The sequence below is a fragment of the Actinomyces sp. AC-20-1 genome (assembly GCF_023369555.1).
In the GTDB taxonomy this organism is placed as follows: domain Bacteria; phylum Actinomycetota; class Actinomycetes; order Actinomycetales; family Actinomycetaceae; genus Actinomyces.
The window spans coordinates 18496-35095 of record NZ_JACJVC010000002.1; the positions used below are offsets into that span (position 1 = coordinate 18496).

Genomic DNA, 16600 nt, shown 5'->3' on the forward strand with positions numbered 1-16600 from the left:
TGGTAAGGACACACGCATGCAGATCAACAACTTGACGTCCAGAGGGATCAGAACGGGGGTGCTGGCCGCCCTCCTGACGGTCCTGGCGGCCCTGACCCTGGTGGTCCAAGGCCTTGCCGTGCCGGCGGCGGCTGACGTCAACAACAGGATCACGGTCGACAACCTCGCGCTGACCAGGATCACCTACCAGGGGCAGGAGCAGCCGGACAAGCCACTCAGGGTGGGCAGCCTCGCCCTCCTGCGCTTCACCTGGGACGCCCGCAACGCGGAACTCAAGGAGGGTGATCAGTTCTCCGTCGCGCTGCCGGAGGAGGTGAAGTTCACCGTCCCGACGACCAAGGACTTCCTCCATGACTTCGACGGCGATGGTGTGGCTGAGACGAAGGTCGGCGAGTGCGCCATTGAGGCGCAGCTGCTGACCTGCACCTTCAACAACGAGCTGCCCGAGCGCATCAAGGGTGGGTTCAAGGACATTCACGGCAGCGGCAAGGTGCAGGTGACGGCTGTCAAGTCGACCACGACCTCGAAGATCACGGTCACCATCAACGCCGAGAAGAAGGTGGAGGTCCCTCTGCCGAAGGACGAGCCGATCCCACCGGGCTCCGGCACGCCCTCCCCCTACCAGCCCATGCCCTTCGACAAGAGTGCGTGGGGCATGACCGAGAACGACCTCGGGCCCGTGTGGAACATCTACTTCTCCACCGGCCTGCCGACCAGCGGGTCGACGGACGGCTACCTCGCCGGCCTCTACGACGTCGGCTACTTCGACGGCACCACCGTCCGGGACATCGTCTTCACGGACGTGCTCGGTGACGGACAGAAGTTCCCGGACCTTGACAAGTTCAACCTCGTCATGCGCAACTCGAAGAACTCGGCCCTGAGGCACCACCCTCTTGCCCAGGGCTCCACCAGCGTGAGCACGGAGCTCCCCGGGTTCTCCATTGTGAGCGTCGAGGTTGGGGAGAAGACGGCGGAGGGCACTCCGGCCACGATCACGGTGCGCGGCCCATTCGCGCCGGACACGAACTACCGGCTGCAGTACCGGGCGCTGGCGGACCCCGCCACGGCGGATGGCAAGGCGGTGCCCGGCACCGTCTACACGAACCGCGCCTCGGTCCAGGGGACCAAGCTCGAAAAGTCCGCCGAGCAGTACTTCACCGAGTCCTTCTCCATTGACCTCACACTGACGGTCGGCTACGGCACCTTCAGCGTCGCCAAGTACGTCGGGGGCAACGGGGCGAGCCAGGTGCCCGCGGACGCGGCCTTCGCTGTCAAGGTGGACTACACCTTGCCGCTGACCGCGGACAAGTACCCGGGCTGGACGGCTCCGGGGACCCTCGACGCCGACAACAGGTCCGGCACGGCCACCTTGGAGGCGGTCAAGGGGAAGACCACGGTCTTCACCGGTCCCGTGGCCCAGTCCACCTTCCCGGTGGGGACCGTGGTGACCCTCAGTGAGGTCCTGGACTCCTCCAGCGCTCCTCCGGCCGGATACGCCTGGAGCGCCCCGAGCTTCACAGTGGGGTCGACCACGGGTGAGACCGTGACCCTGACGATCACCGACGGCGGGACCACCCCCGTTGAGCTGCGCAATACCACCGAGGCGCAGTCCAACTACTTCCAGGTCCTCAAGAAGGCCGACGGGGCCCCGAGGGCCGCGGACAAGGACTACACCTTCACCTACACCTGCACCCTGCCGGACCAGACCCGAAAGACGGGCGAGATCACGGCCAAGGGCGACGGCGTCGCGGTCAGGGGGCCGGAGCTGCCCGTGGGCACCACCTGCACGGTCGCCGAGGACGCCGCGAAGGCTGCTATCGACGGCTACACCCTCGATGCCTCGGGTGCCGGTGAGCAGACCGTCACCATCGGCCTGACCAGCGCGGAGACAGTCACCGCGACCTTCACCAACGCCTACTCTCCGGTGCCCACGCCGACGCCGTCGGCCACCAAGCCCGGCAAGAGGCCGCCGCTGGCCAAGACTGGCGCGTCCAACGTCGTCCTGCTGGGCGTCGTCGGGGTCGCGCTCGTCGCGGGTGGCGGCCTGGCGGTACTGGTCAGGCGTCGTCGCGACGACGCCTGATGGCAGTGAGCGAGTACTGACCAGCTGCTGACTGGGCGGCTGACCAGCCTCGGAGCGCCCCCACCCCGACCGGGGTGGGGGCACTCGCACGTGTGAGTGAAACGTCTGCAAGGGTCGCAGATGTGCAGCCACCTCGGCACGTCTGGGGTGGTTGTCATGCTCAGTGTGATAACGAGCCTCTGCCAGTGATCAGATGTCGTGCTAGCCTGTATGAAATGATGTGTAACAGTGTCGTGTGCGCGTGACATCGTTCCTTAGCTTGTCCCAGTCCAATCCGATGAACCGAAAGACAGCAGTATGCAGACACAGATGAGAGGCCTCGCAGCCAGAGGTGCCAGAACGAGAGTGGCTGCCACTCTCCTGACGGTCTTGGCCTCCCTGGCTCTGGTGGTCCAGGGCCTCGCCGTGCCGGCCGCAGCCGCGGTGAACCCCAAGATCGAGGTCACCGACCTGACCCTGACCCACATCGTCGACGCGACTGAGAAGCCGGCGGAGGGGCAGATGACTGAGTCCTCTCTCGCTCTGCTGCAGTACAAGTGGGACGCGACCAAGACCCAGCTCAAGGACGGCGACTCCTTCACTGTCGAGCTGCCCGAGGTCCTCAAGTACCGCGTTCCGGACACTAAGCCCATCAACTACACCCGTGCCGGTGTGGAGTACCACGTCGGTGACTGCACTATCAGCGACCGGCTGATGACCTGCACCTTCAACGCGAAGATGGAGGAGCTCGCCCTCGTCAACAACGACATGCGGGGAACGGGCAAGGTCCAGCTGAGCGCCGCTGGCTCCACCACCAACGAGACCGTCCCCTTCAAGATCAACGAGGACAAGACCGTCGACGTCGATCTTCCCGGAGAGGGCGGCATCAAGAAGAACAACAACGCCGCTACTTACGACCCCCTCAAGATCGTCAAGGGCATCAGCGGCATGTCGGAGAAGAGCACGCACGCCAACTGGTTCGTCACCTTCGGCACGGAGAAGCTCTCTGAGGAGAACGGCGTCGTTTACGACGGCACCAACGACCAGACGATCACGTTCTACGACACGCTCGGTGCGGGCATGACTTGTCCTGAGCAGATGAGCAACGTCTGGTTCCATGTCGGGCGTTCTAGGACTGCCCCCGACAGGGTGCTGACGAAGGTCGACAGTGCTGAGCCCGGCGCCGCAAGCGGTAAGGATGCGTCAACGGCCTACGGGCTGTTCAACATGGTCTTCGACTGTGGCGTCGCTGGTCCCGACGGTAAGACGCCCATCACTATCACCGTGACCGGTCCCTTTGCCGCTGACACGAACTACTCGATCACGTACTCCACCCCCGTCACCACTCCCAATGGCCTGGCGGTTCCCGGCTTCGAGTACAAGAACGAGGTGTCCATAGCCGGCACGACGATGAAGACCGAGGGCAAGAGGACCTTCGCCAACTCCTTCAGCATCACCGTGGAGATGAAGCCTGGCCTCGGCACCTTCCGTGTGTTCAAGACGGTCAAGGGCGATGGGGCCAACCAGGTCGGTGCCGGCGCTACGTTCCCTGTGACCGTCAACTACGAGCTGCCTGAGGGCACCACAGCGGCGGACTTCAAGGATAGTCTGAGCTGGACGGCTCCCGGCACGCTCAACGCGGACCAGCGCACCGGAACAGTGACTTTCAATGCCGAGCTTGGGACCCCGACCCCCTTCAAGGATCTCTTCCCCGTGGGCACGAAGGTCACCCTGAGCGAGGACCCGGAGCAGGGTTCCACCCAGCTCGGTACTGACTACTCATGGCGGACCCCCGAGTTCTCCGTCGCGGAGCTGACGATTGAGGACCAGAAGGATCCCATCGTCAACCTCACGAACTACGTCGACATCAGGCCCAACGGCTTCCAGGTTCTGAAGAAGGTTGACGACACCCCGGGGGCCGCTGATAAGGACTATACCTTCACTTACACCTGCACCCTGCCGGACCAGACCCAGAAGACGGGCGAGATCAAGGCGAAGGGCAACGGCGACGCGGTTGACAGCCCGGAGGCCTTCCCCGTCGGCACCACCTGCAAGGTCACTGAGAAGACCGACGCCGCCGGAATCGACGGCTACACCCTCGATGACTCGGAGGCTGGGGAGCAGAGTGTCACCATCGGCCTGCGGAGCCAGCCGGTGGCCACGGCGACCTTCACCAACAAGTACACCCAGGACGCCGGACGCTTCTCGGTGTCCAAGACGGTCAAGGGTGACGCCGGCACCAAGGTGCCGCCCACCTACACCTTCGACTACACCTGCACGGCGCCCGGTAAGGACAACATCACCGGCGAGATCGTCGTCGACAAGGGTGGGTCCAAGGACAACGGCAAGGACATCCCTGTGGGCTACCACTGCGAGGTGACCGAGCGGGTGGCCGAGGGACAGCCTGGCACGGCCTACCTCGAGGGCTACACGCTCGATGTCACCTCCACCCCGGGCGTTGACATTGCCAAGGGCGGGAACCCGACCATCGCCGTGACCAACACGTACACGGTCAACAAGGGCAGCTTCTCGGTGAAGAAGGTCATCGTCGGCCCCACCTTCATCGGGTCCAACAACACCTTCACGGTGTACTACACCTGTGACAACGGCGAGGGGGGCCAGCTGAAGCTGACGGGCGGCGGAGACGCGGCCACTGTCAAGGACCTGCCCTACGGCATCTCCTGCACCATCACCGAGGACACCGACGCCGCGCAGCGTGACGGCTACGCGCTCGCCACCGCCTACTCGACCGGGATGGTGACCATCGGTGTCACCAACCCCAGCCCCGAGGTCACCATCACCAACACCTACACCGCGCTCAAGGGCGGGTTCACGATCTCCAAGACCGTGGACGGTGACGGTGCTTCTCTAGCCGCCAACACGAAGTTCACTTTCGAGTACGCCTGCACGCCCGCCGCTGCCGGCCAGGACGTCTTCGAGGGGACTGTCGAGCTCAAGGGCGGGGAGACCGCCACGTTCGACCAGGTGCCCGTCGGCCCCTGCGTCGTCACCGAGCGTGACGCCACCATCGACGGAGCCGACCTGAGCACGGTTGTCACCGTCAATGACTCCTCCGACGGGGTCGACGGCAACGAGGCGCACTTCAGTGTCAGCGACGGCACCACGGTCAAGGTCGCCGCGACCAACACCTACACCCGTCACCGCGGCTCCTTCTCCGTCGCCAAGGCGGTCGTGGGTGGTCAGGACTCCTACACGCAGGACACCTTCGTGTTCGACTACACCTGCACCGACGGCAGCCAGGGCAGACTCGACGTCCCTGGTGACGGCACCGCCGTCACCTCGGAGACGATCCCGACCGGCTCCGAGTGCACCGTGACCGAGCGCGCCGACTCCGCCGGCCGCACCGGCTACACCGTCGTCTCGGAGATCTCCGACGGCGGCAAGGTCACCATCGCCGAGAAGGACAAGGTGGTGGCGCTGACCGCGACCAACACCTACTCTCCGGTGCCCACGCCGACCCCGTCGGCCACCAAGCCCAGCAAGAGGCCCCTGGCCAAGACCGGTGCGTCCAATGTCGTCCTTCTGGGCGTCCTTGGGACCGCGCTCGTCGCAGGCGGAGGCCTCACCGTCCTGGCCATGCGTCGCCGTGATGAGGCCTGATGACGCAGCCCAGCCGCTGCTGAGCAGAGGCTGAGCACCCATCAACCTGAGCGCCCTCACCCCACCCGGGGTGAGGGCGCTCAGGCGTCCCGCCCGTACAATCCCCGCTGATGCGACTCACCGCCGTCCTGCCCCCACTGCTCACCGACCCGGCCACCGCCGCCCTCGTGGCCGCCGCCGGAGCACCCACACGCACCGACCGCACCGCCGTCGTCGCCCCAGGAGCCCGCCCCGCCGTCCTCGCCGCCCTCACCCTCGGCGAGCAGGGCGTCGCCCACGCCGTCGGAGCCCCCGCCGCTGCCCCAGACAGCACCGCCACCGGCACCCCCCTCCTCGTCCTCACCGCCACCACCCGCGAGGCCGAGGACACCGCCGCCGCCCTCACCTGCTACCTCAGCGAGCACGACGTCGCCGTCTTCCCCGCCTGGGAGACCCTCCCCCACGAGCGCCTGTCCCCACGCGCCGACACCGTCGCCACCCGCCTCGCCGTCCTGCGCCGCCTCGCCCACCCCGAGGACGGCCGCACCGACCCCGCCCGCGGTCCCATCCGCGTCCTCGTCGCACCCGTGCGCGCCCTCCTCGCCCCCGTCATCGACGGACTCGGGGAGCTCGAGCCCGTCACCCTCACCCACGGGCTCAACGCCGGCCTCGAGACCACCGCCCAACGCCTGGCCGACGCCGCCTACACCCGCGTCGACATGGTCGAGAACCGCGGCGAGTTCGCCGTGCGCGGCGGCATCCTCGACGTCTTTCCACCCACCCAGCCCCGCCCCGTGCGCATCGACTTCTTCGGCGACGAGATCGAGTCCGTCTCCTCCTTCTCCGTCAGCGACCAGCGCACCGTCGAAGAGCTCGGCACCGTCACCGCCCACCCCTGCCGCGAGATCCTGCTCACCGACACCGTGCGCGAGCGCGCCCGTGCCCTCCAAGGCGTCATCCCCGGCGCCACCGACATGCTCGAGAAGATCGCCGCGGGCATCCCCGTCGAGGGCATGGAGTCCCTCGCCCCCGTCCTCGTGCCCCGCATGGTCCCCCTGCTCGACCTCGTCGGGGACCGCCTCGTCGTCGGCCTCGAGCCCGAGCGCCTGCGCAAGCGCGCCGAGGACCTCACCGCCACCACCCAGGAGTTCCTCGCCGCCGCCTGGACCAGCGCCGCCAACGGCGGCCAGGCCCCCGTGGACCTGTCCGCAGCCGCCTTCGCTCACCTCGCCGAGGCCCGCGCCCTCGCTCTGTCCACCAACCGCGGCTGGTGGTCACTCACCTCCCTCAAGGCCGCCCCCGGAACCACCGAGCTGCCCCTGCGCGACCCCCGCGGCTACAGCGGCCGGCTCACCGAGGCCGTCACCGACCTCGGCTCCCTCGCCAGGGACGGCTGGAGCGTCATCGTCACCACCCCCGGTCCCGGGCCCGCCCGCCGCATGGCCGAGCTCCTGTCCGACGGCGGCGTCCCCTCCCGTATCGTCACCCAGCTCGACGAGCCCGCCGACATCACCGCCGACGGCGTCGTGCGCGTCACCCAGGCCAGCGCCGGGCACGGCTTCGTCTCCGACACGCTGCGACTGGCCCTCATCGCCGAGTCCGACCTCACCGGCCGCGCCGCCACCGGCCCCCGCGAGCGCAAGATCCTGCCCTCGCGCCGCCCCCGCAAGAGCGTCGACCCCCTCTCCCTGCACCCCGGGGACCTCGTCGTCCACGCCCAGCACGGCGTCGGCCGCTTCGTCGAGCTCATGCGCCGCCCCATCGGCTCCGGTAAGAGCGCCGCCACCCGCGAGTACGTCGTCATCGAGTACGCCGCCTCCAAGAGGGGCCAGCCCGCCGACCGCCTCCTCGTGCCCACCGACGCCCTCGACCAGGTGAGCAAGTACGTCGGCGGCGACAACCCCACCCTCAACAAGATGGGCGGCGCCGACTGGCAGAGGACCAAGTCCCGCGCCCGCAAGGCCGTGCGCGAGATCGCCGGCGAGCTCGTGCGCCTCTACGCCGCCCGCACCGCCACCACCGGCCACGCCTTCAGCCCCGACACCCCCTGGCAGACCGAGCTCGAGGAGGCCTTCCCCTACACCGAGACCCCCGACCAGCTCTCCACCATCGACGACGTCAAGGCCGACATGGAGAAGCCCCAGCCCATGGACCGCCTCATCTGCGGCGACGTCGGCTACGGCAAGACCGAGATCGCCGTGCGCGCCGCCTTCAAGGCCGTCCAGGACGGCAAGCAGGTCGCCGTCCTCGTGCCCACCACCCTGCTCGTCTCCCAGCACGCCGAGACCTTCACCGAGCGCTACGCCGGATTCCCCGTCACCGTGGCCCAGCTCTCCCGCTTCCAGTCCGACGCCGAGTCCCACAAGGTCCTTCAGGGCCTGGCCTCCGGCAGCATCGACGTCGTCGTCGGCACCCACCGCCTCATCACCGGCCAGGTCCGCTTCAAGGACCTCGGCCTCGTCATCATCGACGAGGAGCAGCGCTTCGGCGTCGAGCACAAGGAGACGCTCAAGGCGCTGCGCACCGACGTCGACGTCCTGTCCATGTCCGCCACACCCATCCCCCGCACCCTCGAGATGGCCGTCACCGGCCTGCGCGAGATGTCCACACTGGCCACCCCGCCCGAGGACCGCCACCCCATCCTCACCTACGTCGGCGCCTACGAGACCAAGCAGGTCTCCGCCGCCATCCGCCGCGAGCTCCTGCGCGACGGGCAGGTCTTCTACGTCCACAACCGCGTCGAGGACATCGACCGCGTCGCCGCCCGCATCCAGGACACCGTCCCCGAGGCCCGCGTCGCCACCGCCCACGGGCAGATGAGCGAGTCCCGCCTCGAGGAGGTCATCGACCGCTTCTGGCACAAGGAGATCGACGTCCTCGTGTGCACCACCATCGTCGAGACCGGCCTCGACGTGTCCAACGCCAACACCCTCATCGTCGACCGCGCCGACCGCTTCGGCCTGTCCCAGCTCCACCAGCTGCGCGGACGCGTCGGGCGCGGACGCGAGCGCGCCTACGCCTACTTCCTCTACCCGGCCGACAAGCCCCTGACCGAGACCGCCCTCGAGCGCCTGCGCACCATCGCCACCAACACCGACCTCGGCGCCGGAATGCAGGTCGCCATGAAGGACCTCGAGATCCGCGGCGCCGGCAACCTCCTGGGCGGCGAGCAGTCCGGGCACATCGCCGGCGTCGGATTCGACCTGTACGTGCGCATGGTCTCCGAGGCCGTCGCCGCCTACAAGAAGGCCCTCGCCATCGACCCCGCCACCGCCTCCGACGCCGCCGCCCGCGCCGGCGAGGACGGGGCCGGGATCGACGAGGACCTGCGTGTCGAGCTGCCCGTGGACGCCACCATCCCCGAGGACTACGTGCCCCACGAGCGCCTGCGCCTGGAGGCCTACACCAAGTTCGCCGCCGCCCGCAGCGAGGAGGCCATCCAAGACGTCCTCGACGAGCTCACCGACCGCTACGGGCCCGTGCCCGAGGCGACCGGGCGCCTGGCCGCCCTCGCGCGCCTGCGCTCACTCGCCGCCCGCCTGGGCGTGCGCGAGATCGTCGCCCAGGGCCGCTCCATCCGCTTCGCCCCCGTGGACCTGCCCGAGTCCGGCCGTATGAGGCTCACCCGCCTCTACCCCGGCACCACGATGAAACCCGCCACCCGCACCATCGTCGTGCCCGCCCCCGGCCAGGCCCGCATGGGCGGCGGCGCCATCGAGGGCGAGGAGCTGCTGCGCTGGGCCGAGGTGCTGCTGCACGCCGTTGTCGAGGGCGAGCAGGCCTACGAGGTCGAGGCGACCCGGTACCGCCGGCGCCGCTGAGCCGGCCGGGGCCATGGAACTGCGATGCTCCGGGGTCCTGAGCCCGGACGGGCCCCGGCTCCTGTGCTCTCACCGGCGGGAGGCTCGCCGCGTGGCGGAGACCTCCCTCATGGCGCTGATGAGGAGGTCCATGCCGGACGACGGGTTGTCATCCGGGAACACCGTCCCATTGTCCTTGTGACGCTGCCGGAGCCTGCGGGAGCGCGCACAGGCGCGCGAGACGCTCTCGGAGCTGACCGGGGTCCGCTCCGTCAGGTGCTTGTCCTTCGAGCCGTCCATCGCACGGCGCCTGGACTCGGCCGTCGTACTGTCGAGGTATCCGTCCTGGTCCCCAGTGTGCAGGAGCAGCCACAGCTCGACGCAAGGGTTGGACACGGCAGTGGGGAGGTCATGATGTCGAGCGAGCGACATCGCGTCGCTCAGGTCACCGTGAGGATCCGGGGCCTCGACATCGAAAACGGCCCAGAACTGGTGGATGTCGCCGTCGGCGCTCGCGTCGCGTGCTGCCACGGCAGCGTTGACGATCGGGCGCGGACTGTTGCCAGGGTGGTGCACCTTGATTGTGATCCCACCTGCGACGTCGGAAACCTCGCGGAGCCTCTCGACGTACTCCGGCTCTGTTACGGAGCCCTCGACAAAGACATGGAAGACAGGAATCCGAGGAGTGCCTGCGACCCCCAGCCGGCGCAGTCCCCGTTCTCGAGACCGGTGATGGTCCCGGGCGCTCATGGGACCAGCCCCAGGGCCCGCTGCATCTCGTAGCGCCGGATGTCCGGCAGAGCCCCGAAGGCGCCGTCGAGGTAGGACCGCTCCAGGCCCCGGGACTGCTCGACGTTCCGACCGGAGAAGTCTGCGAGGGCCCGCAGGGACGTGGAGCCCTTATCGTCACGGTGGGTGAGCCAGACCTCGTCCCGGTTGAGGTGGTTGAGCAGGTTCGTGTCATGCGTGGTGAAGATCAGCTGCGCACCGAGAGGGTTCATCTCCGTCGACTGGAAGAGGTGGAGCAGCTCCACGGTGAGCGTCGGGTGCAGGCTCGCGTCGATCTCGTCGCACAGGAGGAGCGAGCCTCGACCGAGAGCGGTGAGTGCCGGCCCGATGGTCTGCAGCCACTCGATAGTGCCTGCGGACTCCTGGTCGCGAGTGAAGGGCACGGGGCCGTTGCCCGCGTCATGCAGCAGACGGAGCTTGCGATCCTGGAGAGCCCGATGCGGCAGACGGTCGATGGAGGACACCGTGGCGTCGGTGATACCAAGGTCGGCCAGGCGCAACAGCGACAGCGCGCGCTCGCGCCGAGGAGAGTCCGCCTCGAAGGCGTCCAGAGTGGACTCCTGAAACCCCAGCCACAGGCTGGTCCTGGGGCTGAGGAAGTCGATGGAGACCAGCGTCCTGGCAACCCCGTCGACGTCCCGGTCACCAAAGCGCTCTCTCATGACGGACAGGGCCAAGGCGCGTGAGGACAGGATCAGCCGGGTGCCTCGGAGCCTGTCCTCGCGCTCCGGGGCGAGGACGATCTCGTTGTCCTCGCGCTCGAAGACGAGGACCCGCTCCTCGCCGTCGAGGCGGAACAGCGCCTCGTACTCGATCCTGTCGGCTGTCAGGTCCATGAGGTACTCGAAGACGTGGCCGTCGACCAGAACAGCGACGGTGAAGGACGTCGTCGGGCGCGCCGGTGAGGTGAGTGCGAAGGGTTCTACAGGGATCCTGTCAGTCCATTCGGACATGGATCCCTTGACGCCCCGGGCCAGCCAGTTGAGAGCGCGCAGGACATTCGTCTTGCCCGACGCGTTGGGCCCGAGGATCCCTGCGACGGGAAGGATGACGACGCCCGCGCCTGGCGCGGGGCGGACGCAGTCGCGCTCCTCGTCGACGGCGACCATCGACAGCTCCACGGCGGCGTCGATGGAGCGGAAGTTCTCCACCTCGGCACGGATGAGCATGCCTGTAGTGTCCGGTAGTCCCCGGGTCCCGTCAAACGGTCTTCTGCATGGTGACAACCAGCTGCCAGCCGACTATGAGGACGGCGTCACGCCGCAGGTGAATGCCGCCCGAGGACCATGGCCCTCGTGATCCGCCCACCAGGCCGGTAGTCTGGACCCGCACCCTGATCCGATCCAGCAAGGAGCACCCACAGTGGCCCTCATCGAGAACGTTCACGCCCGCGAGATCCTCGACTCCCGCGGCAACCCGACCCTCGAGGTCGAGATCCTGCTGGAGGACGGCGCCTCCGCCCGCGCCGCCGTCCCCTCCGGCGCCTCCACCGGCGCCTTCGAGGCTGTCGAGCTGCGCGACGGCGACAAGTCCCGCTACCTGGGCAAGGGCGTCGAGAAGGCCGTGGCCAACGTCAACGACCTCATCGCCCCCGAGATCATCGGCTACGACGCCTCCGACCAGCGCGGCCTCGACCGCCTCATGATCGAGCTCGACGGCACCCCCAACAAGGGCAAGCTCGGCGCCAACGCCGTCCTCGGCGTCTCCCTCGCCGCCGCCCAGGCCTCCGCCGAGTCCGCCGGTCTCGACCTCTTCCAGTACGTCGGCGGCCCGAACGCCCACGTCCTGCCCGTCCCGATGATGAACATCCTCAACGGTGGCTCCCACGCCGACTCCAACGTCGACATCCAGGAGTTCATGATCGCCCCCATCGGCGCCAAGACCTTCCGCGAGGCCCTGCGCATGGGCGCCGAGGTCTACCACGCCCTCAAGGCCGTCGTGAAGGCCCGCGGCCTGTCCACCGGCCTGGGCGACGAGGGCGGCTTCGCCCCCAACCTCGACTCCAACCGCGAGGCCCTCGAGCTCATCGTCGAGGCCATCGAGAAGGCCGGCTACAAGCCCGGCGCCGACGTCGCCCTCGCCATGGACGTCGCCTCCACCGAGTTCTTCGACGAGAAGACCAAGACCTACCAGTTCGAGGGCGAGGCCCGCGACAACGCCTACATGGTCGACTACTACGAGAAGCTCATCACCGACTTCCCGATCGTCTCCATCGAGGACCCGCTCAGCGAGGACGAGTGGGAGGACTGGAAGGCCCTGACCGACAAGATCGGCGACCGCGTCCAGCTCGTCGGCGACGACTTCTTCGTCACCAACCCCGAGCGCCTGGCCAAGGGCATCGAGCTGGGTGCCGCCAACGCCCTCCTGGTCAAGGTCAACCAGATCGGCTCGCTGACCGAGACCCTCGAGGCCGTCGAGATGGCCCACCGCGCCGGCTACAAGTCGATGACCTCCCACCGCTCCGGCGAGACCGAGGACGTCACCATCGCCGACCTCGCCGTCGCCACCAACTCCGGCCAGATCAAGACCGGTGCCCCGGCCCGCGGCGAGCGCATCAACAAGTACAACCAGCTCCTGCGCATCGAGGAGGCCCTGGGTGAGGACGCCGTCTACGCCGGCGCCTCCGCCTTCCCCCGCTTCAAGGCCTGAGCTGAGCACAGCGCGCTGAGCGTCCTCAGCTGAGCGCAGCCACCGGTGCCCGGACGCCGTCGGACCTCCGACGGTGCCCGGGCACCGCTGCGTCTCGTGCGTCCGGCATGGCGGCTGTGTCTGGCGCGCCCGCCGCGGCTGCTGCGTCCGCCGCGTCCGCCACACCCTCGAGATCCTCGGTTCGCGCGCGAACTCCCTGAGAGTTTGCCGCACGTTCGAGCGCAAACCGAGGAGTTGGGCGGGGGAGGACGGGGTGGGCGTGAGCGACGCGCCCCGGGGCGTGGAGCGCGCTCCCAGGAGGCTGGGGCAGGATGCCCCCATGAGCCCGCGACGCCCCACCCCCGCCCGCCCGGGCAGCCGCCCCGGCGCGCGCCCCTCGGGACGCCCGGCCTCACGCGCCGCCACCCCCGCCCCCGGCCGCACCGGCGACAAGCCCACCGCGCCCCGCGCCACCCCCCGGGCCGCAGCGCACTCAGCACGCCCCGAGACCGCCACCCCGCCCGCGCCGGAGCACACCGTCCTGCGCCTGGGAGGCGCCGACGGCGTGGCCGTGCCCGCCCGCGTCCTCATCATCGCCCTCGTCCTCCTGGGCGCCTTCATCATCACCTTCCCCTCCCTGCGCGGCTACCTCTCCCAGCGCGCCCAGTACGACGCGATCCTCCACGAGATCGACGAGGCCGAGGCCGTCTCCACCGCCCTCGAGGCCGAGCTCGCCAAGTGGCAGGACGACGACTACGTCCGCTCCCAGGCCCGCGAGCGCCTGTCCTACGTCATGCCGGGCGAGACCACCTACGTCGTCGTCGGTGCCGACGCCTTCGAGGAGGAGCAGGCAGCGTCCACCGCCACCGCCTCGGGCGGCACCACCCGACCCTGGTACGAGATCGTGCGAGAGTCCGCGCGCGTCGCCGGGCAGACCGGCGGGCCCGAGCCCGCCGAGCCCGCCCAGCGGGGCTGGTCCACCGCCGTGCCCACCGTGCCGACGCCGAGCGCCCCGCCCGCCGAGGCCCCCGGCGACGCGCCCGCCCCCGTCGACGAGCCGTGACCGAGAGGACCCCCATGACCCAGAACCACGCCGTCGCGCCGGCCGTCACCGACGCCGACCTCGAGGCCCTGCGTGAGCAGCTCGGCCGCGTGCCGCGCGGTGTCGTCGCCATCGCCGCCCGCTGCGTGTGCGGGCGGCCCACCGTCGTGCGCACCACCCCCCGCCTGCCCGACGGCTCCCCCTTCCCCACGAGCTACTACCTCACCCACCCCGTCGCCGTGAAGGGCTGCTCCACTCTCGAGGCCGAGCACCTCATGGAGGACTACAACACCCTCCTGGCCGAGGACCCCGAGGTCGCCGCCGCCTACGCCGCTGCCCACGAGGACTACCTCGCCCGCCGCGCCGAGCTCGGCACCCCCAAGGAGATCGACGGCGTCTCCGCCGGCGGCATGCCCACGCGCGTCAAGTGCCTGCACGCCGTGGTGGGGCACGCGCTGGCCGCAGGACCCGGAGTCAACCCCATCGGGGACCGGACCCTGGACGTGCTGCGCGAGCGAGGCCTGTGGGACCCCGCCCGCTGCAGCTGCTGACCCTGCCCCAAGGAGCACCATGACACGCGTCGCCGCCATCGACTGCGGGACCAACACCATCCGCCTGCTCGTCGCCGACCTCCTGCCCGGCCCCGACGGCGCCCCCAGACTGGCCCCCCTCGTCCGCGAGAACGAGATCGTGCGCCTGGGTCAGGGAGTGGACCGCACCGGCCGGCTCGACGAGCGGGCCCTGGCGCGCACGCTCGCCGTCGTCGACGACTACGCCACCCGCCTGCGCGCGCTCGGCGCCGAGCGCGTCCGCTTCGTCGCCACCTCCGCCACCCGCGACGCTGAGAACCGCGCCGTCTTCGTCGACGGCGTGCGCGAGCGCCTGGGCACCGAGCCCGAGGTCGTCTCCGGCGACGAGGAGGCCCGCCTGTCCTTCTGCGGCGCCCTGTCCGGGGCCCACGGGACGGCGCAGACCACACGCCTCGTCGTCGACCTCGGGGGCGGCTCCACCGAGCTGGTGCTCGGCACCGACGCCCCCGCCGCCGCCTGCTCCATGGACACCGGCAGCGTGCGCGTCACCGAGCGCTACCTCGCCGACGGCGTCACCCCCGCCGCCGAGGCGGCCGCCCGCGCACACGTGCGGGACCTGCTCGACGCCGCCGGCCGGAGCGTGCCCGTGGAGCGCGCCACCGAGCTCGTCGGCCTGGCCGGGACCATCACGACCATCACCGCCCACGCCCTGGGGCTGCGCGCCTTCGACCCCGAGGCCCTCGACGGCGCCCGTCTCAGCGTCGAGGACACCCTCGCCTCCTGCGAGGCGGTGCTGCACTCCACCCCGGCCGAGCGTGAGTCCTGGGGGTACCTGCGCCCCGGCCGCCGCGACGTCATCGCCGCCGGCGCGCTCGTGTGGTCCGAGGTGGTCGCCCGGGCGGTCGAGCGCACCACCGCGGCCGGGGCCCCGCTGACGACGACGGTCACGAGCCTGCACGACATCCTCGACGGCATCGCCCTGTCCCTGGCGGGCCGCCCGTGAGCGGCCCGAACGCCCTGCCCGACGGCGACCGGCTCGCGCAGGCGCTGGCCGCCCTGCGCGCCGAGGTCGAGGCCGCCGGCCTCAGCGTCCCCGGCGGCCCGCGCGCACCGCGGCCCGTCCCGCTCGGCGCAGTCGGCCCCGCCGGGGGAGCTGGGGTGGCAGGGCCCGTGCTCGGCGGGCCGGTCCCGCTCATCGCCGTCGCCACCACCACCGGGAGCGAGGCGGAGGCCATGCGCCAGGCGGTCGTCGCTTCCGCGCTGGGCGCCGACCTCGTGGAGGTGCGCGCCGACCTCATCGAGCCCGAGCCGGACAGCACGGCCCCGTCCCAGGGACGGGCCGCCGCCTGGGCCTCACCGGCACTGGCCACCGCCTCCCTGCTCGCCGCCGAGGGGCGCAGCACCCCCGTGCTCCTCACCGTGCGCACCACCGCGGAGGGGGGCGCCGCCGACGTCGACGACGCCGCCTACCGCCGCACCCTGCTCGAGACGATCCGCTTTCTCGGCGAGGCGCGCGCCACCGGCCGCTTCGACCTCGTGCGCGCCGTCGACGTCGAGATCGCCCGCGGCTGCCTGACGGAGGCGTCCACAGCCGCCCACGAGGCCGGGCTCGCCGTCGTCGTCTCCGCCCACTTCTTCACCTCCACACCCGGCCAGGAGGAGATCGTGGCGCTCCTGAGCCGGATGCAGCAGGAAGGGGCGGACGCCGCCAAGACCGCCGTCATGCCCCGCGACGGGCAGGCCGGGCACGACGACGTCCTCACCCTCCTGAGGGCCACCGCCCGGGCCCGCGCCGAGCTCGAGGTCCCCGTCATCACCATGTCCATGGGCGAGCAGGGCGTACCCACCCGTCTCCTCGGCGGGGTCTTCGGCTCCGCCCTCACCTTCGCCACCGCCGGGGCCGGCGCCTCCGCCCCCGGGCAGCCGGAGATCACCCAGGTGCGCCAGGCCCTCGCCCGCCTCACCTGGGCCCGCTGAGCGCGCCGGCCCCGAGTATGTCCCGCGTCACCGGGACCGGGCTCGCCCCCCACGGGGCGCAGCCCGTATGCTCAGCACGTTGCCCCGGCGAGGGACACGCGCGACGCGCGTGCATCCGTGATCGACGTGGTGGTGCCGGAAGGTGCTGCGCGTCGTCGCGCCACGCCGGACC

The 16600-nt window shown here is 70.1% G+C and carries 10 protein-coding genes; 8 read left to right on the forward strand and 2 right to left on the reverse strand.

The genetic code is table 11. The features are described from left to right. The first annotated feature begins 16 nt into the window (after positions 1-16). The 3 genes from H6X67_RS01535 to mfd all read left to right on the forward strand — a co-directional run bounded on the left by H6X67_RS01535 (position 17) and on the right by mfd (position 9483). A complete protein-coding gene (locus tag H6X67_RS01535; protein WP_249368478.1) occupies positions 17-2083 on the forward strand; it encodes a DUF7926 domain-containing protein in 2067 nt (688 codons plus the stop codon). A gap of 345 nt (positions 2084-2428) precedes the next feature. Beyond that, positions 2429-5683 (forward strand): DUF5979 domain-containing protein, encoded by a 3255-nt coding sequence (locus H6X67_RS01540; RefSeq protein WP_249368479.1) that lies wholly within the window; start codon positions 2429-2431, stop codon positions 5681-5683. A 110-nt stretch (positions 5684-5793) separates the two neighbouring features. Continuing rightward, positions 5794-9483, forward strand: coding sequence for a transcription-repair coupling factor (gene mfd / locus H6X67_RS01545; protein WP_249377001.1), 3690 nt, complete (start codon positions 5794-5796; stop codon positions 9481-9483). A gap of 69 nt (positions 9484-9552) precedes the next feature. Here the strand turns inward: mfd and H6X67_RS01550 are convergent, their stop codons facing one another. Both H6X67_RS01550 and H6X67_RS01555 read right to left on the reverse strand, forming a co-directional pair. After that, positions 9553-10212 carry an RloB family protein gene (locus tag H6X67_RS01550; protein WP_249369664.1) on the reverse strand — a complete coding sequence of 220 codons (660 nt, stop codon included), beginning with the start codon at positions 10210-10212 and terminating at the stop codon, positions 9553-9555. Next, the gene (locus H6X67_RS01555; protein WP_249369662.1) at positions 10209-11420 is read right to left on the reverse strand and encodes an AAA family ATPase; all 1212 of its coding nucleotides are present in this window, start codon (positions 11418-11420) and stop codon (positions 10209-10211) included. Before H6X67_RS01555 ends, H6X67_RS01550 begins: the two co-directional genes overlap by 4 nt. A 193-nt stretch (positions 11421-11613) precedes the next feature. On the opposite strand from H6X67_RS01555, the gene eno reads away from it, so the two are divergent. The 5 genes from eno to aroD all read left to right on the forward strand — a co-directional run bounded on the left by eno (position 11614) and on the right by aroD (position 16428). Next, on the forward strand, positions 11614-12900 hold the full coding sequence (eno, locus tag H6X67_RS01560) for a phosphopyruvate hydratase (protein WP_249369660.1): 1287 nt from the start codon (positions 11614-11616) through the stop codon (positions 12898-12900). A 319-nt stretch (positions 12901-13219) separates the two neighbouring features. Next, a complete protein-coding gene (locus tag H6X67_RS01565) occupies positions 13220-13942 on the forward strand; it encodes an FtsB family cell division protein (protein ID WP_249377003.1) in 723 nt (240 codons plus the stop codon). A gap of 14 nt (positions 13943-13956) precedes the next feature. After that, entirely contained in the window at positions 13957-14472 is a 516-nt protein-coding gene (locus H6X67_RS01570; RefSeq protein WP_249375576.1) for a DUF501 domain-containing protein, read from the forward strand. Between the two features lie 19 nt (positions 14473-14491). Continuing rightward, positions 14492-15454 carry a Ppx/GppA phosphatase family protein gene (locus tag H6X67_RS01575; protein WP_249369195.1) on the forward strand — a complete coding sequence of 321 codons (963 nt, stop codon included), beginning with the start codon at positions 14492-14494 and terminating at the stop codon, positions 15452-15454. Next, positions 15451-16428, forward strand: a complete 978-nt coding sequence (gene aroD, locus H6X67_RS01580) for a type I 3-dehydroquinate dehydratase (RefSeq protein WP_249369193.1) — start codon at positions 15451-15453, stop codon at positions 16426-16428. The genes H6X67_RS01575 and aroD overlap by 4 nt, the downstream gene beginning before the upstream one ends. Positions 16429-16600 lie beyond the last annotated feature (172 nt).